Here is an 18,621-nt window from a genome sequence, read left to right as displayed (position 1 = left end):
GGTGTAAGACGGGAGTATCTTACGGTGTATGAGAGAGCGGATGTCAAGGGAACGGGTGCTGGAGGCGGCGCTCGAACTCCTCGACCGCGAGGGCGCGGCCGGGCTGTCCATGCGCAAGCTGGGCAAGGAGCTGGGCGTGGAGGCGATGACGCTCTACTACTACGTGCCGAACAAGGACGCGGTCCTCGACGGGCTGGTCGAGCTGGTGCTCTCCCGCGTCACGATCGAGCCGTCCGGCGACTGGCGGGTGTGGATGCGGACGTTCGCCGAGTCGATCAGGGCCGAGCTGCTGCGGCATCCCGCGCTCATGCCGGTGGTCGCTATCCGGCCGGTGGCCACGCCGGGAGCCCTGGACATGGTCGAAGGCGCCGCCGCCGCGCTGACCCGGGCGGGCTTCACGGCCAAGGAGGCGCTGCACGTGATCAACGCGGTGTCCACGTTCGTGATCGGGCACACGCTGGCCGAGGCGGGGCCGGACAGCCCGCAACAGCCCGACCTGGACCTGACGGACCGTCCGGTGCTGGCGCGGGCGGTCGCCGACGGCCTCGGCACGCCCGAGGACCACCGGGAACGCTTCGAGCTGGCCGTGGCGGCCCTGCTCGGTGGATTCGCTCCGCAAAGCTGACGCCCTCAGCCGTGCCACCCACGCGTGTTCACCGGCGCGCCGGCACCCGACCCGGGCGTCCCGGTGCACGTGGACGAGGCCTGGCCGGGGCGGTCAGAACGTGTACGGCAGGTGCTTGATGCCGTTGATGAAGTTCGACAGCAGGAAGTCGGGCTCGCCGGACGTCCTGATGCCGGGCAGGCGGGTGAACAGCTCGCGGAACATCACGCTCATCTCCCTGCGCGCCAGGTGGGCGCCCAGGCAGTAGTGCGGCCCGGGGCCGCCGAAGCCGACGTGCGGGTTGGGGTCGCGGGTGATGTCGAAGACGTCCGGGTCGGTGAAGACGGACTCGTCGCGGTTGGCCGAGTTGTAGAAGAGCAGCACCTTGTCGCCCTTCTTGTACGGCACGCCGTTCATCTCGTGGTCCCGGGTCAGCGTGCGGCGGAACTGGATCACCGGGGTCGCGTAGCGCACGATCTCGTCGCACGCCCGGCCGACGCGCGCGTCGAAGTCGGCCAGCAGCAGCTCCCGCTGCTCGGGATGGTCGGTGAACAGCTTCAGCCCGTAGGCGATGGCGTTGCGGGTGGTCTCGCTGCCGGCCACCACCAGCAGGATGAAGAACGAGCCCAGCTCCTGCGAGCTGAGCCGCTCCTCGCCGCCCACGAGCAGGCTGACCAGGTCGCCGGTCGGGCGTCTGCGGCGCTCGTCGCCGAGGCGGGCGGCCATCCGGTTCAGCGAGTAGCCGGCGCGCAGCAGCTTGGCCAGCCCGCGGGCGACGTTGGCGCGGCTGAAGTTCGGGTCGATGCCGGTGTACTCGGGGTCGGCGTTGCCGAGGATGACGTTGGTCCGCCGCAACACCAGGTCATGAAATTTCGGCGGGATCCCCATCATGTCGCAGATGACCCGTACGGGGAGCCGGGCGGCGACCTGCGCCACGAAGTCGCCCGGACCCTGCTCGATGGCCTCGTCCACGATCTCGGCGGCGGCCCTGGCCAGGTCCTCCTCCATCTTGGACAGGATGCGCGGGGTGAAGGCCCTGGAGACGATCCTGCGCAGGCGGGCGTGGCGCGGGTCGTCCATGTTGATCATCGAGCCGAAGTAGACGCTGAGCCAGCGCGGCATGTCGGGGATGCTGTTGGAGCACGGCTCGCTGCTGAAGACGGCCGCGTTCCTGCTGGCCTCGGTGACGTCGGCGTGGCGCACGAGGGCGTGGTAGCCGGGCCCGCCGCCGATGAACGGCACGGTCTGCTCCGGCACGAAGAGGGGCCGTTCGAGCCCGCGCAGGCGGCGGAAGGTCTCCATGCGGTCCGCCTGCGGCAGTCCCCAGAACGGTATCTGCGAGATGTCCAGATCCGCGGAGAGCGTCATACCGCACAAGCCTTGGGCAAGTGCTCACTTACGTCAAGGTCCGCCGCGTCGCGGCGCCCGGCTACCGGTCTCCCAGGATCAGGTCGGAGCCCTTCTCGCCGATCATGATCGCCGGAGCGTGCGTGTGGCCGCGGTTGAGCGTCGGCATGACGGACACGTCCACCACCCTGAGCCCTTCCAGGCCGCGCACCCGGAGCGACGGGTCCACCACCGACCCCTCGTCGGTGCCCATCCGGCAGGTGCCCACGGGGTGGTAGAGGGTCTCGCCGCGTTCGCGCACCCACCGGGCCAGCTCCTCGTCGCTCTCCGGCCCCCAGTACGGCGCCATCGGGCCGCCCGCGTACCGCTTCATCGCGCTCGTCGCGAACACCTGCTTGGCCGTCTTCAGCCCGGCGACCAGGCGTTTGACGTCGGCCTCCGCGCTCAGGTAGCCGGGGTCGATCAGCACGTCGCGGCCGCTCAGCCCGACCCTGCCGCGGCTCTGCGGCTGCAGCAGCACGACGCCGACGGTCAGGCCGTGGCCGGTCGGCGAGGTGAGCCCGTGGTCGACGAACGGGCCGGGGGCGAAGACCAGCTCGATGTCGGGGGCGGGCTCCTCGGCCGAGGTCCGGACGAAGGCGACCGCCTCGCCGACGTTCGTGGTGAGCATGCCCGAGCGCAGCACGATGTAGCGCAGCAGGTTCACCAGGGACTCGGCCTTGGTCAGCGTCACCGGCTCCTTGCACTCGACGTACACGCCGGAGGCCAGGTGGTCCTGGAGGTTCTTGCCGACCTCGGGCAGCTCGCGCACGACCGGCACCCCCGCGTCGCGCAGCTCCTCGGCCGCGCCCACCCCGGACCGCAGCAGCAGGTACGGCGAGCCGATCGCCCCCGCCGACAGGACGACCTCCCTGGCCGCCCTGACCAGGGTGCCGCCGCTGTGCTCGATGCCGACGGCGCGGGAGCCCTCGAACACCACGCGGTCCACGGTCGCGCCGGTGAGCACGGTGAGGTTCGGCCTGGCGGCGGCCGGCCGCAGGTAGGCGTCGGCGGCGCTCCACCTGCGGCCGCGGTTCTGGGTGACGGGGGTGGGGCAGTAGCCCTCGTTGGAGCGGCCGTTCAGCTCCGGCAGCCGGGTCAGGCCCAGCTCCTCGCAGGCCCGCAGGAAGGCGGCCGTGGTGACGTTGGGGCTGCGCAGCTCGGAGACGTAGAGCGGGCCGGAGGTGCCGTAGACGCCGCCGTGGTTGCTGCCGACGCGCTGCTCGGCCCTGGTGAAGTAGGGCAGGACCTCCTCGTACGTCCAGCCGGGCACGCCCCACTGGTCGTAGTCCTGCTGGCAGCCGCGCACCCACATCTGCGCGTTGAGCGAGGACGAGCCGCCGATCACCCGGCCGCGCGGCCAGTAGAGCTCGCGGCCGGACATCTCGCTCTGCTTGGCCGTCGTGAAGTTCCAGTCGTAGTCGGTCTTGAACAGCTTGGCGAAGCCGGCGGGCATGCGGATCTCCAGCTTGTCGTCATGCCCGCCCGCCTCGACCAGCGCCACCGACACCGACGGGTCCGCCGACAGCCGGTTGGCCAGCACGCACCCGGCGGACCCCGCTCCGACGATCACGTAGTCGTACTGCATGAGCACTCCAGGGGGCTAAGTAACCTGTCACTTGCTTACTCCAGGTGAGCTTTCGCGTCCATATGCATCTGTAACCTTGGTTACCTACCGGTCGGTATGGGCTGATGCCAAGATGGCGGCAAGCGCGTACAGAGGAGGAAGGCGTTCATGCTCAACTTGTCGGTCGTCCTGGAGGACAGCGCCAGAAACAACCCCGACGGCACGGCGATCGTCTTCGGCGACATGCGCCTGCCGTACGGCATGATCGACACTGTCGCCCGCCAGGTGGCGCACCTGCTGGTGTCGCGGGGCATCGGCAAGGGCGACAAGGTGGCGCTGGCCTGTCCCAACCTGCCGTACTTCCCGTTCGTCTACTTCGGCATCCTCAAGGCCGGCGCGACCGTGGTGCCGCTGAACGTGCTGCTGCAGGGCCGGGAGATCGCCTACCACCTCGACGACAGCGACGCCAAGGCGCTGTTCTGCTTCGAGGGCTCGCCGGAGCTGCCGCTGGGCGAGCGCGGCAAGGCGGGCTTCGAGGCCGCGGACGGCTGCGAGCACTTCTTCGTGCTGCCCGCCACCCCCCTGGCCACCGAGTCCCCGTACGGCGAGACGGTGTGGGCGGCGCTCAACGGCGTGCCGGCCGACTTCGAGACGGTGCAGACCGACCCCGAGGACACCGCCGTGATCCTCTACACCTCGGGCACCACGGGCCAGCCCAAGGGCGCCGAGCTCAGCCACCAGAACATGCTGATGAACGCCCTGATCAGCGACCGGATGTTCCCCCGCAGCGAGGGCGGCGACACCTACCTCGCGGTGCTGCCGCTGTTCCACTCCTTCGGCCAGACGACCGTCATGAACACCGCCTTCATGCGCGGCGCGACGGTCGTGCTGATGCCGCGCTTCGAGCCGGGCGAGGCCCTGGAGCTCATGCGCAAGGAGAACGTGACGACGTTCGCGGGTGTCCCGACGATGTACTGGGGCATGCTCACGAAGATCCACGCCGAGGGCGCCGAGGTGCCGCGCAGCCTGAAGGTGGCCGTGGCCGGCGGCGCGTCGTCGCCGGTGGAGGTGCTGAAGGACTTCGAGCAGACCTTCGGCATCGGCATCCTGGAGGGGTACGGCCTGTCGGAGACGTCCCCCGTGGCCAGCTTCAACCAGCTCGGACGGCCCACCAAGCCCGGCACGATCGGCACGCCCATCTGGGGCGTGGAGATGAAGCTGATCGACGGCGACTGGAAGACGGTCGAGGGCGAGGGCCCCGGCGAGATCGCCATCCGCGGCCACAACGTCATGAAGGGCTACTACGGCCGCCCGGAAGCGACGGCCGAGGTGCTCAAGGACGGCTGGTTCCGCACCGGCGACATCGCCACCCGCGACGCCGACGGCTACTACGCCATCGTCGACCGGGCCAAGGACATGATCATCCGTGGCGGCTTCAACGTCTACCCGCGCGAGCTGGAGGAGGTGCTCATGACCCACGAGGCGGTGTCGCTGGCGGCGGTCGTGGGCGTCCCGCACGAGTCGCACGGCGAGGAGGTCAAGGCGTACGTCATCCGCACGCCCGGCTCGTCGGTCACCGAGGACGAGCTGATCGCCTGGGCCAGGGAGAACATGGCGGCCTACAAGTACCCGAGGATCGTCGAGTTCCGCGACGCCCTGCCGATGACGGCCACGGGCAAGATCCTCAAGCGCGAGCTCCGCTGACCGCTGCGCCGATCACCGGGGACCGCCCGCTCGTGCTGTTCGACCTGGACAACACGCTGATCGACCGGCTGGCCGCGTTCCGGCTGTGGGCGGCCGAGTTCGCCGCGGGGCGCGGGCTGGGCCCGGACGCCGTGGACTGGCTGGTGCGGCTGGACGCCGACGGGTCCGTGCCGATGGACGCCTTCTTCGCCCGCGTCCGCGAGCGCTTCGCGCTTGCCGAGCCCGTCGAGGAGTTGTGGCGGGCCTACCGGACCAGGCTGCCGTACCTGGTGGAGTGCCGTGCCGAGGTGCTGGCGGGGCTGGACCGGCTGCGGGCGGCGGGGTGGGCGGTCGGGATCGTGACGAACGGGATGGCCGACAACCAGACGGGCAAGATCCGGCGTACCGGGCTGGCCGAGCGGGTGGACGGGTGGGCGATCTCCGGCGCGGAGGGCGTGCGCAAACCCGGCGCCCGGCTGTTCCGGATCGCCGCCGACCGGTGCGGATCCGTGCCGGCCGGCGGGTGGATGGTGGGCGACGACCCGGACAAGGACATCGCGGGCGGACGCGCGGCCGGATTGCGGACGATCTGGATCGACCGCGGGACGGGCGCGGCGGCTCCCCCGGCGGACCTGACGGTGGACGACGTGCTCGCGGCCATGGAGCTGTTAATCGGGATGCCCGGCGGCGGGGACGCTCGCTAGTGTGGCCCGATGCGTGACAGACCCGCGGACCTGGACGAATCGCTGCTGGCGCCCGCTCTGGAGGCGTGGGGGATCAAGGCCGTCGGGCTGGCGTACGCGCCGGTGGGCTTCGGCGACCACCACTGGATCGCGACCGGCGCCGACGGACGGCGCTGGTTCCTCACCGCCGCCACCCTCTCCCCCGAACCGGCCGCCCCTCTCCCCCACGAACCGGACGCTGCGCCGTCCCGCGAACCGGACGTCCCTCTCCCCCACGAACCGGACGCTGCGCCGTCCCGCGAACCGGAACTGCCTCCACCCCCCTCACCGGCTCCAGCCGGCCTCTCCCACGAGCCGCGGGCGGCCGGTGACCTGGGCGGGGTGGCGCGGGTGGCGTTCGGGGAGTTGGGGCGGGCGCTGGAGACGGCGGCAGCGCTGGCCGCGACCCTGCGGTTCGTGGTCGCGCCCGTGCCGGACCTCGACGGCGGCGCGCTGCTCCGCCCGCTCGCCGCCCGGTACGCGCTGAGCGTCTTCCCGTTCATCGACGGCGTCACCGGCGGCTTCGACGACGAGCCGGCCGAGCACGACCGCGCCCAGGTCATCGACCTGCTGGCCGAGCTGCACGCCACGCCCCCGCCCCCGTCCACCCCGTCCCGCCCGCTGCAACCGCCCGGACGGGCGGCGCTGGAGCGGGCCCTGACCGAGACCGGCCGCCCGTGGACCGGCGGCCCGTACGCCGAGCGGGCCCGAGCCCTGCTCGACCGGCACGCCGGAACCCTGCACGCCCGGCTGCGCGACTTCGACCGCGGCTGCCGCGACCTCGGCCCGCCCGTCGTCACCCACGGCGAACCGCACCCCGGCAACCTGCTCCGGCACGAGGGCCGCTGCCTGCTGGTCGACTGGGACACCGTCGGCCTGGCCGTGCCGGAACGGGACCTGTGGCTGGTCGCCAGGACCCCCGCCGACCTGGCCAGGTACGCGGCCGCCGGCGGCCGCACGCCCGACCCCGCCGCCCTGGCCCTCTACCGGCTGCGGTGGAGCCTCGACGACGTGGCCCAGTACGTCGCCCTGTTCCGCGGCCCGCACGGCCACACCCGCGACGCCGAGCTGAGCTGGCACTTCCTCACCCGCACGCTCGACGGCCTGGCCGCCGGCGGGCCATCCGCCCGCTGAGCGTTCCCGGCGGTCAGGCGTTGAGCAGTTCGGCGAGCACCGCGGCCTCGCTGATCTCGGGCTGCCTGGTGGCGGTGAGCAGGGTCAGCGGGCCCTTCCCGGCGAGCTCGCGCAGGTGGGCCATCGCCTCGGCCCGCTCGGGCTCGGCCAGCTCGTCCCGGTAGCGGCGGCCGAACTCCGCGAACCGGTCGGGGTCGTGCCGGTACCAGGTGCGCAGCTCGGTGGACGGAGCGACCTGTTTGCACCATTCGTCGAGGTGGGCGTCGGCCTTGGCCAGGCCGCGCGGCCACAGCCGGTCGACCAGCACCCGGGCGCCGTCGTCCGGCACGGGCTCGTCGTAGACCCGGCGCACCTGAACCTTGTTCCCAGCCGTCACCGTCCGCCCCTCCTGCCGACCGTGAGACCACGCTACGCCGGGCGATGCCAAGCGCCGTTCAGGGACCCGGCGGGTGACGTCTAGGATCCGGGATGTGGACGAGCCGATCCCCGACGCGCTGCTGCCCGTGCTCCGCGACCTGCGCGCCACCTGCGGGGTGCGTCCGGACCTGCGGGAGGAGACGCCGCTGTGGGGCGGCGAGCGGCTGCTCATGCTGTTCGCGCCCGACGGCAGCGGCGTGGGCCTGCGGCTCGGCGTCGCCGGTAGCCCGGCCGAGCAGGTGGCCGACCTCGCCGACCAGGTGCAGGAGTGGGCGGTCGAGGCGCTGTGGGGGCAGGGGCTGCCCGCGGTGTGGCCGGAGTGCCCCCAGCATCCCGGCACCCACCCGCTGGCCGCGACGGTGGCGGACGGCGTCGCGACATGGTCGTGCCCGCACACCCGCACGCCCGTCGCCGCCGTGGGCCACCTCTGACCCCGGGCACACCCAGGTCAGCCGGCCGCTCGGACAGCACCTCGGAGCGGGGTGAGCCGTGGGGAGAGGGCGGCGGGCCCTCTCCCGCCCGTCACGGCCAGTTGACCGCCGGCCGCAGCTGCACGCCGGACCTGCCGTCGTCGTCGAGCTTGACGCCCAGCACCTGGTGCAGCTGGACCTTGTTGCGCTCGAAGCCCACGATGCAGCCCGCCATGTACAGGGCCCACACCCTGGCCGTGCCCATCCCGACCTCCTGGACGGCCTCGTCCCAGTTGGCGTCGAGGTTGTCGCACCAGTGGCGCAGGGTCTTGGCGTAGTGCTCGCGCAGGTTCTCCTCGTGGCGGATCTCGAAGCCGATGTCCTCCATCTGCCTGATCAGCCAGCCCACCGACTCCAGCTCGCCGTCGGGGAAGACGTAGCGGTTGATGAAGCCGCCCTTGTTGAACGTCTTCTCCTTGCCCGTCGGACGGGTGATGCAGTGGTTGAGCAGCCGGCCGCCGGGCTTGAGCTTGCCGTAGAGGAACTCGAAGTACGACGGGACGTTGTCCTTGCCGATGTGCTCGGTCAGGCCGATGGAGCTGACCGCGTCGAAGCCGGTCTCCCGCACGTCGCGGTAGTCCATGAAGCGCACCTCGGCGAGGTCCTGGAGGCCCGCGTCGGCGATCGCCTTCTGGGCCCACTCGGCCTGCTGGCGGCTCAGCGTCACGCCCAGCGCCTTGACGCCGTAGTGCTTGGCGGCGTGGATGACCATGCCGCCCCAGCCGCAGCCGACGTCGAGCAGGCGCATGCCCGGCTTGAGGTCGAGCTTCCTGGCCACCAGGTCGAACTTGGTGTACTGGGCCTCCTCCAGCGTCGCGTCCTCCTCGGGGAAGGTCGCGCACGTGTAGGCCATGGACGGCCCCAGCACCCACCGGTAGAACCGGTTGGACACGTCGTAGTGGTGGTGGATCGCCTCGGCGTCACGCTGCTTGGCGTGCCGCGAGCCGAGCCGGGCCAGGGCGCTCTGGCGCACCTCCTGCGGGGGCGGCGGCACCCGCATGAGCAGCGGCTTGACGCCCAGCGACCGTACGGCGGCGAGCTTCTCGCCCGCGGTCAGGTCGTTGGTGGTGATGTTCCACATGCGGTCGAGCAGGGTGTAGAGGTCGCCGTGCACGTCGATGTGGCCCGAGATGTACGCCCTGGCCAGGCCCAGTTCCCCGGGGGCCTGCGCCAGGTAGGCCACCGCGATGGGCGACTTGACCTCAAGACCGAGGTCGGCGCCGTCGGGACCGGCCTTGCTGCCGTCGTAGGCCATGAACGAGATGTTCGCGTCAGAGCCGACGATCTTCTCAAAGATGCTTGCGAGAGCCATGCTCACCTTCCCCGTACACACTTTTCGTACAGGTCCAGCAGGCGACCGTTCGGGTCGTATTCCCGCTTGACCGGCCAATAAGCATCACCGTTGTACAGCTCCCAGAACTGCTCACGGGCGTAGAAGGAGGTCGAGTAGAGCGACTTGTGGCCGTCCAGCTCGTGTACCGAGTCCTCGATGAGCCTGTTGTAGTAGCCGTCGAACTGGCCGCGCGGCAGCGGGACCATGCCCCAGAAGCCGAAGTTGACGTAGAGCTTGCCCGGCTCCAGCGGGTACAGCGGCCACTGGGAGCCCGACCGCAGCGGGCACATCCAGACGGGGGTCATGCCCACCTTGTCGTGGAAGAACTCCAGGAACTGCGCGCCGCGCTCGATCGGCACCTCGACGTCCTGGATGACCGACTCCTGGACGGGCTGGTCGCGCCAGCGGTCGATGCGGGCGGTCAGCCCGGTCCGCCGGTCGAGGGCGACGAGCTTGCGGTAGACGTCGGAGCGCATCCAGCGGCGCGGCATCAGCGAGCGGACCACCGGCTGCTGCACGCCGAACGCCCGCGAGCACCAGAACCAGTCGGTGTCCCAGCGCCACAGGTAGTCGTGGATGCTCAGCCAGTCGCGGCTGCGCTGCCTGATCGACTGGTAGTAGATGCGCATGCCGGTGTAGTCGGAGACGTAGGGCGCGCGGTCGGCGAAGCGGCCCAGCGTGATGTACATCTCCTCCGGGTCGAAGAAGACGCCGTCCACGAAGTCGACCTGTTCGCCGTCGTGCACCATGCTGTCGCAGATCTCCTGCATGGCCAGCATGCACTTGGCCGCGTCGGTGAACCTGATGTGCGTCAGGTGCACGTACGGCTGGACCTTGCGGAGCTTGATCCGGATGCGCAGGGCGTAGCCGAGCGTGCCGTAGGAGTTGGGGAAGGCGCGGAACAGATCCTGGTGCTCGTTGTCGTCGCGGGCCACGACGATGCGGCCGTCGCCGGTGAGGATCTCCAGTTCCTCCACCGACTCGTGCGGCAGGCCGTCCCGGAAGCTGGTCGACTCGATGCCGAGGCCGGTCACGGCGCCGCCGAGCGTGATCGTCTTGAGCTGCGGCACCACGTACGGCATGAGCCCGTGCGGCAACGTGGCCTCGACGAGGTGCTCGTAGGTGGTCATGCCCTGGACCTCGGCCGTCATCGTCGCCGGATCGACGCTGATGACCTCGTCGAGGTCTCTGGCCGACAGCTTGGCCGTCCTGCCTCCGTCACGGAACCTGAACAGGTTGGACGTGGACTTGGCCAACCGGGGAGCGGCGTCGCCGGGGATCTCGGCGTAGGACTGCCGGATCTGCTCTACTGCCCGTTGGTGTGTCGACATCGTCGTCGTCACGGAAGCACCCCCTTGAGCTGGTAGAGATCGTCCGTAAGACCGTATCTCCCGCGGCCCGGCTCGAACAGACCGGGGTCGTTAAAGACACGAAAACTGTTCATCGTGCCAGGTGAAACGCCTATGTGGTAGGCAAATGCGGAAATCTACGCCGGACCAGGGGTGAGACCCCATTGAGCACGGCCCGCACCTCTCGTCCCTCCAGTGCCGCCGTGAGGTTGTCCAGCACGGCCGTGAGCAGGCGCGTCGTCGCCTCGGGCGTCACCCCGGCGGCGTGCGGCGACAGCAGCACGTCCGGCAGATCGCGCAGCGGGTCGCCGACGGGCAGCGGCTCGGTGTCGAACACGTCGAGCGCGGCCCCGCCGAGGTGCCCGTCGCGCAGCGCGTCGACCAGCGCCGCCTGGTCGACGACGCCGCCCCTGGCCGCGTTGACCAGCAGCGCACCCTGCTTCATGCGGCGCGGGTCGATCAGCCCGCGGGTCTCCTCCGACAGCGCGATCACCACGACCAGCACGTCGCTGCCGGCCACCAGCGTCTCCAGGTCGGCGCGGCCGGGCGCCTGCCGCGGGGACCTGGTCCAGTAGGAGACCTCGCAGCCCAGGGCGCCGAACAGACGCACGCAGTTCTCGCCGATCGGGCCGTACCCGACGACGCCGATCCGGCGGCCGCTCAGCTCGCGCGGGCGCAGGCCCTGCTGCGGCCACTCCCCCGCGCGGACGGCGGCGTCGGCGGCCCCCAGCCGGCGCGACAGCGAGAGCGTGGCGGCCAGGCACCACTCCGACACCGCGACGGCGCTGACGCCCGGCGTGTTGGCCAGCGGCACCCCGGCCTCGGCCAGGGCGGCCAGGTCGTGGCCGTCGACGCCCACCGAGGGCTGCTGCACGAAGGCCAGCGCGGGCGCGTGCTTGACCGCCTCGGCGTCGAGCACGAGCGTGGAGGTCCAGTCGCCGAGCACGATCTCGGCCTCGGGCAGCGCGGCCAGCAGCCCGGCCCGGTCGCGGGTGGCGGGCACGCGGACCGTCACCCGGTCGCCGAGCGGGGCGAGCAAGCCGCGCGTCGCCTCCTCGGGCAGCGGCGGCAGGGCGAGCAGGTTCCAGGGGCTCATGCCTTCACAGTAAAGCTGTCGATCACCTGTCGCATCAGTGTCCTGTTGCGCAGCCACTGGTCCTGGGTGACCGTCCAGGACAGGATGTAGGCCGTCTCGCCGGACACCACCGCGCGGCGCACCTCGTGGTAGGTCATGCCCGGCCTGATCCAGTGGGTGCCGGCGGCGCTGGCGGCGGTCCAGGAGAACTCCCACTCGACGGCCTTGACGCCCCGGTGGTTGACCACGCGGCGGCCGCGGCTGATCACCTCCTGGCCGTCCTGCCGCAGCGTCTCCTCCGAGTCGCGCAGGATCTGGTTGGCGTCGAGGCTGGAGTACAGGGCCTCGACGCCGAGGTGGGCGTTGCCGTCGCGGCGCGTCCACTCGGTGACGGACTCGCGCAGCGCGCCCCGCCAGCCGATCGGGCGCAGGATCGACCAGCCCTCCCGCGAAGTCCACGCGCGTACGGCCGGGCGCACCCGCCGCACGGTCGGCGTGGGGGTCGCCGACGGCGTCCGGCTCGCCGTGGGCTGCTGCGAAGGCGACGGGCTCAGCGGGCTGGCCGCGGCGGCCGGCTGGGCGGTGCGCGGGGCGCCCTCGGCGGGCGTGGCGAGCTTGAAGTAGGCGACCGCGCCGCCCGCGACGACCACGACGGCGGCGGCGGCCACGGCCAGCACGGCCCGCCCACGCCCGCTGCCCGGCTTCTTCTCCGGCAGGTCGGTGTAGGACGGCTTGGCCGCCACCTCGATGGCCGCGAGCAGCCGGTCGGCCTCCTCGGCGTCCACCCGGTCGGCGGGCTCCTTGCGCAGCAGGCCCTTCAGGATCGGGTGCATGATCGGCGGGATGCGCCGGTAGTCGGGCTCCTCGTTGAGCAGCGCGTTGATCGTCGCCATGGCCTCGCCGCGGTCGAAGGGCGAGCGGCCGACCATCGCGGCGAACAGCGTCGCGCCGAGCGACCACAGGTCGGAGGGCGGTCCGGCCTCGTCCGCGCGCACCCGTTCCGGGGCCAGGAAGCTGGGCGAGCCGGTCACCATGCCCGTCCTGGTCAGCGAGGCGTCGCCCTCGACCGTGGCGATGCCGAAGTCCATCAGCACCGCGCGGCCGTCGTCGGCGAGCAGGATGTTGGCGGGCTTGACGTCTCTGTGCAGGATCCCGGCCTCGTGGGCGGCCCTGAGCGCCGACAGCACCTGACGGCCCACGTCGGCCGCCTGCCGTACGGGCAGCGCCCCCGAGGTGGCCACGACCTCTTCGAGCGAGGGGTGCGCGACCAGCTCCATGACGATCCAGGGCCGGCCGCCCTCCTCGACCACGTCGTAGACCGAGACCACGGAGGGGTGGTTGAGTTTGGCCGCCGTACGGGCCTCGCGGGCGGTGCGCATGAGGTGGCGCTCCTGCTCGCCCGGCGACAGCCCCTCGGGCAGCAGCACCTCCTTGATGGCCACCTGCCGGTTGAGCAGCGTGTCGTAACCCTCCCAGACGACGCCCATACCCCCGCGGCCCAGTTCGCGCAGTAACTGGTAGCGCCTGGCGACAAGCCGGTTGCTCTCCGAAACCATGTCCTACCCCTGTAGCGGCGCGAGCGCCTGCTGCAGACAGCCGCTGGACGCCGGCGATCTGTAGACCACCCGAACAGTGGGCAAGTTTCCCATACCTCCCACGAGTTCGCGGGAAGGACGCAAAAGGCCGCTTGCCACGACGTGCCGAATGTTGTTCTACTGAGGCGGGTTCGGAGCCGTGAAGCCAAGCGTTCGCCTGTGCGACTGTCGAGGAGATGTCCATGTCGAAGGGTAGTGGCGGCCCGCTGGCCGGGGTGCGCGTGCTGGAGCTCGCGGGGCTGGCCCCGGGGCCGTTCGCCGGGATGATGCTGGCCGACCACGGCGCCGAGGTGCTGCGGGTCGACCGGGTGAAGGCCGTCTCCGACCGACCTCGTACGGACGTGATGGACCGCGGGAAGCGGACGATCGGCCTGGACCTGAAGTCGCCCGAGGGCGTGGCCGCCTTCAAGGAGCTGGCCCGCAACGCCGACGTGGTGATCGAGGTGTTCCGTCCCGGCGTCGCCGAACGGCTCGGCATCGGCCCCGCGGACCTGCACGCGGTGAACGAGCGGCTGATCTACGGCCGGATGACCGGCTGGGGGCAGGACGGCCCGCTCGCGCCCACCGCCGGCCACGACATCGACTACATCGCGATCTCCGGCGTGTTGTCGATGCTCGGCCGCGAGGGCGGCAAGCCCACCCCGCCGATCAACATCCTCGGCGACTTCGCCGGCGGCGGCCTCATGCTCGCCTACGGCGTGCTGCTGGCCCTGTTCGAACGCGAGCGCACCGGCAAGGGCCGGGTGATCGACGCCGCCATGGTGGACGGCGCTGCCCTGCTGTTCTCGATGTTCTACCAGGCCGCCCAGAGCGGCTTCTGGGGCCCGCGCGGCACCAACCTGCTCGACACCGGCGCCCCCCAGTACGACACCTACGAGACCGCCGACGGCGGCTTCCTGGCCGTCGGCTCGCTCGAACCGCAGTTCTGGGACGCCATGGTGAACCTGATGGGCCTGACCGGCCTGCCCGACCGCAACGACAGGACGCAGTGGCCCGCACTCAAGGCCCGGCTGGCCGAGGAGTTCGCCAAGCGCACCCGCGCCGAGTGGGAGGCCCTGTTCGAGGGCTCGGACGCCTGCGTCTCGCCCGTGCTGTCCATGGCCGAGGCCGCGCGGCACCCGCACAACGTCGCCCGGGGCGCGTTCGCCGAGGTCGGCGGCATGACCCAGCCGGTGCCCGCGCCGCGCCTGCTCGGCGTGCCGGCCCCGGACCTGTCGCCGGCCACCCGTCTCACGGACCTGTCCGCGTGGGGGCTGCCGGCGGCGGAGGCGGAGAAGCTGCGGGAGCAGGGCGTGCTGGCCTGAGCCTTCGTCAGGGGCGGGACGTCACCGGTCGCGCGTGGGCGGCGTAGTCCTTGAGCCGGATCGAGTCGTGCAGGCGCACCCCCTTGCTGCTGATCTTGGTCGCGGCCCTGGTGAGGGCGACCGGCAGGTGGTTGACCAGGCGGATGCCCTGGGTGAGCGCGCACAGGTCGAAGCGGCTCCCGGGGACGATCCCCCTGGCCGCGCGGCGGGCGAAGGCGCGGCTGCGGCGCACGTACTCGCCGATCTCGGCCTCGTAGGCGGGATAGGCCGTGCGGTGGTCGCCGCCGTGCGCGGCCAGCTCGCCGGCCAGCACGTACGCCCCCACGACCGCCAGGCTCGTGCTGCCGCCCACGGCCGGCCCCGGGCAGTAGCCGGCGTCGCCGGCCAGCGTCACCCGGCCGCGTGACCAGGAGTCGAGCCTGAGCTGGGTGATGGAGTCGAAGTAGAAGGCGGACGTGCGGTCCACCTCGTCCAGGATCCTGGGGACGTGCCAGCCCAGGCCGCCGAACCGCTCGCGCAGCAGTTCCTTCTGGCGGGCCACGTCGCGGTAGTGGTAGTCGAGCGGCTCTGGCGTCCTGAACAGGAAGCCGGCCCGCGCGTCGTCCATGTGCGCGGCGCTGTAGACGGCGGCCATGTAGCCCTCGCCCGCCAGGGCCTCCATCCGGCCGTCGAGGCCCAGGAAGTCCGGGACGGAGGCGACGGCCAGGTACGCGCCGATCCAGGTGGCGAAGCGCTCCTCGGGGCCGAAGGTCAGACGGCGCACGTTGGAGTGCAGCCCGTCGGCGCCGATCACCAGGTCGAAGCGGTCCTGCCGGCCGCTGTCGAAGCGCACCTCGCCGTCCTCGGAGATCGAGGCGATGGAGTCGCCGAAGACGTAGGCGGCGTCGTGCCGGGTGGCCTCGAAGAAGACCTCGCTCAGGTCGTCGCGCATGATCTCGACGTGCCGGTCGGAGACGGCGGCGAGGAGGCGGCGCAGCTCCAGCTCCACGGGCCGCGCCCGGCCCTCCCGGTGGACGCTGAGCCGGTCGGTGCCGGTCTTCTTCGCCAGGACCGGCTCCAGGAGGCCCATCTTCTCGACGATGTCCATGGCGGGCCGGAACAGGTCCACCGCGTGGCCGCCCGATTTCCTGAGCGCCGGGGCGCGTTCGACGACCGTGACCTCGAAGCCGTACCTGGTCAGCCAGTACGCCAGCACCGGGCCGGCGACGCTGGCGCCCGAGACGAGCACCTTCATGGCCACCTCCTTACTTAACGGTTGGTAAGTGCACGCTAGCACGCGTCCTTACTTAACGGTAGGTAAGGGATAAACTTCAGGCATGCCCAGTGACACCAAGTCCCGCATCCAGGCGGTGGCCCGCGAGCTGTTCGCCGAGCAGGGCGTGCAGAACACCAGCCTGCGCCAGATCTCCGACCGGCTGGGCATCACCAAGCCCGCGCTCTACTACCACTTCGCCTCACGCGACGACCTGGTGCGCAGCATCGTGCAGCCGCTGGTGGAGGACTTCGAGCGCTTCGCCGCCAGGCAGGAGCCCGGCGACCCGCGCGCGCTGCTCGACGACTACTTCGAGCTCATGTGGCGCCACCGCGACGTGACCGGGATGATGGTGCGCGACCTGTCGATCCTGGCCTATCTCGACCTGGGTCAGCGCATGTTCGAATGGCGGCGCGAGCTGATCGCCCTGCTGCTCGGCCCCGAGCTCACGCAGGCCCAGCAGATCCGCGCCACGCTGGCGCTCGGCGGCATGGCCGACTGCACGGTCGAGTACGCCGGCCTCCCCCTGGAGGAGGTCAAGCCGACGGCCGTCGCGGCGGCGGCCGAGGCGCTCGGGTTGTGACCCCTGGGCCTAGACGGCCACGTAGAGGTCGGCGCCCTCGAAGTGGTGGACCTCCAGGTCCGTGGTGAAGGCGCGGGAGGGCTGGCCGCCCGACTCGGTGTGCCGCCACACCTGCTGCCACGCCTCGATCAGCGCCTGCGGCAGCTGCCCGCGGGCCTCCAGCCGGATCGACTTGGCGGCCGGCACGCGCACCGCCACCATGCCCTCGGGCAGGCGCGGCACCGTGCGCACGCCGATGCCGACGATCTGCGTGTAGGCGCCGGTGTGGTCGCTCTCGTAGTCGGTCAGCACCGCGTAGAGGTTCTCGTCGATGCGGCCCGGCACGTGCGCGAAGGCCCCCGGCGCGCCCGCCCGCTGCCACAGCGCGGGCAGCGCCGCCCGCGCCGGATCCGCCTCGTCGGCGTTGGTCGTGCGTACGGCGAAGCCGACAACGATCAGCTCGGCCCGTTCGACGATGTCCACGACATACCTCCCCCAAATGTGTCCCCGGCCGATCATAAGCCCCGGAGAACGGGGGAAACCCCTAGTTAGCCCTGTCACCCCATAAGATGGATGAACGTGAAGTTTCTCAACGACCAAGAGCCTCGTTACGATTTGACTTACAGCGACGTGTTCATGGTGCCGTCGCGCTCCTCGGTCGGATCGCGGCTCGCGGTCGACCTGTCCACGAACGACGGCACGGGCACCACGATCCCGATCGTCGTCGCCAACATGACCGCGGTCGCCGGCCGCCGCATGGCCGAGACCGTGGCCCGCCGCGGCGGGATCACCGTGATCCCCCAGGACATCCCCCTCGACGTCGTCGCCGACGTGGTCGACTGGGTCAAGAAGCGCGACCTGGTCCACGACACGCCGCTCACTCTCACCCCGCACGACACCGTGGGCGAGGCGCTGCAACTGCTGCCCAAGCGCGCCCACAACGCGGTCATCGTCGTCGACTGGGACAACCGGCCCGTCGGCGTGGTGACCGAGGCCGACTGCCAGGGCGTGGACATGTACACGCAGCTGTCCGAGGTCATGTCGAGCGAGCTGCTGACGCTGCCCGCCGGGCTCGACCCGCGCGCCGCCTTCGACCGCCTGCACGAGGGCCGCCACCGCCTCGCGCCCATCGTGGACGACGAGGGCCGGCTGGTCGGCATCCTCACCCGTACGGGCGCGCTGCGGGCCACCCTCTACCAGCCCGCGCTCGACGCCCAGGGCCGCCTGCGCATCGCCGCGGCCGTCGGCGTGAACGGCGACGTCGCCGCCAAGGCCAAGGAGCTGCTGGAGGCCGGGGCCGACTGCCTGGTCGTGGACACCGCCCACGGCCACCAGGAGAAGATGATCGCCGCCCTGCGCGCCGTCCGGGCGCTCGACCCCGGCGTGCCGGTCGCGGCGGGCAACGTGGTGACCGCCGAGGGCGTGCGCGACCTGGTCGAGGCCGGGGCCGACATCCTCAAGGTCGGCGTGGGGCCGGGCGCCATGTGCACCACGCGGATGATGACCGGCGTCGGGCGTCCGCAGTTCTCGGCGGTGCTCGAATGCTCGGCCGAGGCCCGCCGGCTCGGCAGGCACGTCTGGGCGGACGGCGGCGTCCGGCACCCTCGTGACGTGGCCCTGGCGCTGGCGGCCGGGGCGTCCAACGTGATGATCGGCTCGTGGTTCGCCGGCACGTACGAGTCGCCCGGCGACGCCCGCACCGACGCCGACGGCCGCAAGTACAAGGAGAACTTCGGCATGGCCTCCTCCCGGGCCGTACGGCTCAGGACGGCCGAGGACTCCGCCTACGACCGGGCCAGGAAGGCGCTGTTCGAGGAGGGCATCTCGACCTCGCGCATGTACCTCGACCCCAAGCGGCCCAGCGTGGAGGACCAGATCGACGGGATCGTCGCCGGCCTGCGGTCGTCGTGCACGTACGCGGGCGCGGCGAACCTGGAGGAGTTCCACCAGCAGGCCGTCGTCGGCATCCAGAGCTCCTCCGGCTACGCGGAGGGCATGCCGCTGCACCAGAGCTGGTGACCCCGGCGGCGCGCCCTTTCTCCCGGCGCCGGGCGGCCCGGCGCCGGGAGAAGGGGCGGCCCGGCGCCCCGAGAAGGGGCGGCCATGAACGACGGCCGTACCCCGACGGCATAGAGTCGTCGGGTTATTGTCATCGTCAACAGGAGCAC

17 protein-coding genes are annotated in these 18,621 nt (G+C 71.5%); 8 read left to right on the top strand and 9 right to left on the bottom strand.

The window, feature by feature from the left end; all coding sequences use genetic code 11:
- Window positions 1–40: 40 nt before the first annotated feature.
- Window positions 41–625 (top strand): TetR/AcrR family transcriptional regulator C-terminal domain-containing protein, encoded by a 585-nt coding sequence (locus ACFYYW_RS27885; RefSeq protein ID WP_387652727.1) that lies wholly within the window; start codon window positions 41–43, stop codon window positions 623–625.
- Window positions 626–718: 93 nt separating this feature from the next.
- On the opposite strand, the gene ACFYYW_RS27880 is transcribed toward ACFYYW_RS27885, so the two are convergent.
- Both ACFYYW_RS27880 and ACFYYW_RS27875 read right to left on the bottom strand, forming a co-directional pair.
- Window positions 719–1,972: a cytochrome P450 gene (locus ACFYYW_RS27880; RefSeq protein WP_364415755.1), complete on the bottom strand. Its 1,254-nt coding sequence runs from the start codon at window positions 1,970–1,972 to the stop codon at window positions 719–721.
- 61 nt (window positions 1,973–2,033) lie between these two features.
- Complete coding sequence (locus ACFYYW_RS27875) at window positions 2,034–3,578, bottom strand: GMC family oxidoreductase (protein WP_387652724.1); 1,545 nt, start codon at window positions 3,576–3,578, stop codon at window positions 2,034–2,036.
- 147 nt (window positions 3,579–3,725) lie between these two features.
- On the opposite strand from ACFYYW_RS27875, the gene ACFYYW_RS27870 reads away from it, so the two are divergent.
- From ACFYYW_RS27870 to ACFYYW_RS27860, 3 genes are read left to right on the top strand one after another with little or no spacing between them, the layout of a single operon-like run.
- The gene (locus ACFYYW_RS27870) at window positions 3,726–5,261 is read left to right on the top strand and encodes a long-chain fatty acid--CoA ligase (protein WP_387652722.1); all 1,536 of its coding nucleotides are present in this window, start codon (window positions 3,726–3,728) and stop codon (window positions 5,259–5,261) included.
- A gap of 32 nt (window positions 5,262–5,293) precedes the next feature.
- Complete coding sequence (locus ACFYYW_RS27865) at window positions 5,294–5,944, top strand: HAD family hydrolase (RefSeq protein WP_387652720.1); 651 nt, start codon at window positions 5,294–5,296, stop codon at window positions 5,942–5,944.
- Between the two features lie 9 nt (window positions 5,945–5,953).
- Window positions 5,954–7,096, top strand: a complete 1,143-nt coding sequence (locus ACFYYW_RS27860) for a phosphotransferase (RefSeq protein ID WP_387652718.1) — start codon at window positions 5,954–5,956, stop codon at window positions 7,094–7,096.
- A 13-nt stretch (window positions 7,097–7,109) separates the two neighbouring features.
- Here ACFYYW_RS27860 and ACFYYW_RS27855 read toward each other — a convergent pair whose 3' ends face one another.
- On the bottom strand, window positions 7,110–7,472 hold the full coding sequence (locus tag ACFYYW_RS27855; protein WP_387652716.1) for a DUF488 domain-containing protein: 363 nt from the start codon (window positions 7,470–7,472) through the stop codon (window positions 7,110–7,112).
- A 94-nt stretch (window positions 7,473–7,566) separates the two neighbouring features.
- Between ACFYYW_RS27855 and ACFYYW_RS27850 the strand changes: the two genes are divergently transcribed.
- Entirely contained in the window at window positions 7,567–7,944 is a 378-nt protein-coding gene (locus ACFYYW_RS27850; protein WP_387652714.1) for a hypothetical protein, read from the top strand.
- A 91-nt stretch (window positions 7,945–8,035) separates the two neighbouring features.
- On the opposite strand, the gene ACFYYW_RS27845 is transcribed toward ACFYYW_RS27850, so the two are convergent.
- The 4 genes from ACFYYW_RS27845 to ACFYYW_RS27830 all read right to left on the bottom strand — a co-directional run bounded on the left by ACFYYW_RS27845 (window position 8,036) and on the right by ACFYYW_RS27830 (window position 13,296).
- Window positions 8,036–9,295 (bottom strand): cyclopropane-fatty-acyl-phospholipid synthase family protein, encoded by a 1,260-nt coding sequence (locus tag ACFYYW_RS27845; protein ID WP_364415744.1) that lies wholly within the window; start codon window positions 9,293–9,295, stop codon window positions 8,036–8,038.
- Window positions 9,296–9,297: 2 nt separating this feature from the next.
- Window positions 9,298–10,647, bottom strand: a complete 1,350-nt coding sequence (locus ACFYYW_RS27840; protein ID WP_352325225.1) for an FAD-binding oxidoreductase — start codon at window positions 10,645–10,647, stop codon at window positions 9,298–9,300.
- Window positions 10,648–10,777: 130 nt separating this feature from the next.
- Window positions 10,778–11,761 carry an NAD(P)-dependent oxidoreductase gene (locus tag ACFYYW_RS27835; RefSeq protein WP_387652712.1) on the bottom strand — a complete coding sequence of 328 codons (984 nt, stop codon included), beginning with the start codon at window positions 11,759–11,761 and terminating at the stop codon, window positions 10,778–10,780.
- Window positions 11,758–13,296, bottom strand: coding sequence for a protein kinase (locus tag ACFYYW_RS27830; RefSeq protein ID WP_387652710.1), 1,539 nt, complete (start codon window positions 13,294–13,296; stop codon window positions 11,758–11,760). The genes ACFYYW_RS27835 and ACFYYW_RS27830 overlap by 4 nt, the downstream gene beginning before the upstream one ends.
- A 221-nt stretch (window positions 13,297–13,517) precedes the next feature.
- Between ACFYYW_RS27830 and ACFYYW_RS27825 the strand changes: the two genes are divergently transcribed.
- Window positions 13,518–14,639: a CaiB/BaiF CoA transferase family protein gene (locus ACFYYW_RS27825; protein WP_387652708.1), complete on the top strand. Its 1,122-nt coding sequence runs from the start codon at window positions 13,518–13,520 to the stop codon at window positions 14,637–14,639.
- A 7-nt stretch (window positions 14,640–14,646) separates the two neighbouring features.
- Here ACFYYW_RS27825 and ACFYYW_RS27820 read toward each other — a convergent pair whose 3' ends face one another.
- On the bottom strand, window positions 14,647–15,873 hold the full coding sequence (locus tag ACFYYW_RS27820; RefSeq protein ID WP_387652706.1) for an FAD-dependent monooxygenase: 1,227 nt from the start codon (window positions 15,871–15,873) through the stop codon (window positions 14,647–14,649).
- Between the two features lie 82 nt (window positions 15,874–15,955).
- Between ACFYYW_RS27820 and ACFYYW_RS27815 the strand changes: the two genes are divergently transcribed.
- Window positions 15,956–16,474, top strand: a complete 519-nt coding sequence (locus ACFYYW_RS27815) for a helix-turn-helix domain-containing protein (RefSeq protein ID WP_352325204.1) — start codon at window positions 15,956–15,958, stop codon at window positions 16,472–16,474.
- Window positions 16,475–16,483: 9 nt separating this feature from the next.
- Here the strand turns inward: ACFYYW_RS27815 and ACFYYW_RS27810 are convergent, their stop codons facing one another.
- On the bottom strand, window positions 16,484–16,936 hold the full coding sequence (locus tag ACFYYW_RS27810; protein ID WP_352325203.1) for an effector binding domain-containing protein: 453 nt from the start codon (window positions 16,934–16,936) through the stop codon (window positions 16,484–16,486).
- Between the two features lie 96 nt (window positions 16,937–17,032).
- On the opposite strand from ACFYYW_RS27810, the gene ACFYYW_RS27805 reads away from it, so the two are divergent.
- Window positions 17,033–18,472 carry a GuaB1 family IMP dehydrogenase-related protein gene (locus ACFYYW_RS27805; RefSeq protein ID WP_352325202.1) on the top strand — a complete coding sequence of 480 codons (1,440 nt, stop codon included), beginning with the start codon at window positions 17,033–17,035 and terminating at the stop codon, window positions 18,470–18,472.
- Window positions 18,473–18,621 lie beyond the last annotated feature (149 nt).

Source organism: Nonomuraea sp. NPDC001831 (genome assembly GCF_042892035.1).
Taxonomy (GTDB): Bacteria; Actinomycetota; Actinomycetes; order Streptosporangiales; family Streptosporangiaceae; genus Nonomuraea.
Note: the sequence above shows the minus strand (reverse complement) of the source record. Positions and strands in the feature narration are given on the sequence as shown.

What these genes read in the sequence shown, in the direction of transcription:
- ACFYYW_RS27885 (WP_387652727.1), top strand. Translation starts at nt 41, where the DNA reads ATGTCAAGGGAACGGGTGCTGGAGGCGGCGCTCGAACTCCTCGACCGC.
- ACFYYW_RS27880 (WP_364415755.1), bottom strand. Translation starts at nt 1,972, where the DNA reads ATGACGCTCTCCGCGGATCTGGACATCTCGCAGATACCGTTCTGGGGA.
- ACFYYW_RS27875 (WP_387652724.1), bottom strand. Translation starts at nt 3,578, where the DNA reads ATGCAGTACGACTACGTGATCGTCGGAGCGGGGTCCGCCGGGTGCGTG.
- ACFYYW_RS27870 (WP_387652722.1), top strand. Translation starts at nt 3,726, where the DNA reads ATGCTCAACTTGTCGGTCGTCCTGGAGGACAGCGCCAGAAACAACCCC.
- ACFYYW_RS27860 (WP_387652718.1), top strand. Translation starts at nt 5,954, where the DNA reads ATGCGTGACAGACCCGCGGACCTGGACGAATCGCTGCTGGCGCCCGCT.
- ACFYYW_RS27845 (WP_364415744.1), bottom strand. Translation starts at nt 9,295, where the DNA reads ATGGCTCTCGCAAGCATCTTTGAGAAGATCGTCGGCTCTGACGCGAAC.
- ACFYYW_RS27840 (WP_352325225.1), bottom strand. Translation starts at nt 10,647, where the DNA reads ATGTCGACACACCAACGGGCAGTAGAGCAGATCCGGCAGTCCTACGCC.
- ACFYYW_RS27835 (WP_387652712.1), bottom strand. Translation starts at nt 11,761, where the DNA reads ATGAGCCCCTGGAACCTGCTCGCCCTGCCGCCGCTGCCCGAGGAGGCG.
- ACFYYW_RS27830 (WP_387652710.1), bottom strand. Translation starts at nt 13,296, where the DNA reads ATGGTTTCGGAGAGCAACCGGCTTGTCGCCAGGCGCTACCAGTTACTG.
- ACFYYW_RS27825 (WP_387652708.1), top strand. Translation starts at nt 13,518, where the DNA reads ATGTCGAAGGGTAGTGGCGGCCCGCTGGCCGGGGTGCGCGTGCTGGAG.
- ACFYYW_RS27820 (WP_387652706.1), bottom strand. Translation starts at nt 15,873, where the DNA reads ATGAAGGTGCTCGTCTCGGGCGCCAGCGTCGCCGGCCCGGTGCTGGCG.
- ACFYYW_RS27815 (WP_352325204.1), top strand. Translation starts at nt 15,956, where the DNA reads ATGCCCAGTGACACCAAGTCCCGCATCCAGGCGGTGGCCCGCGAGCTG.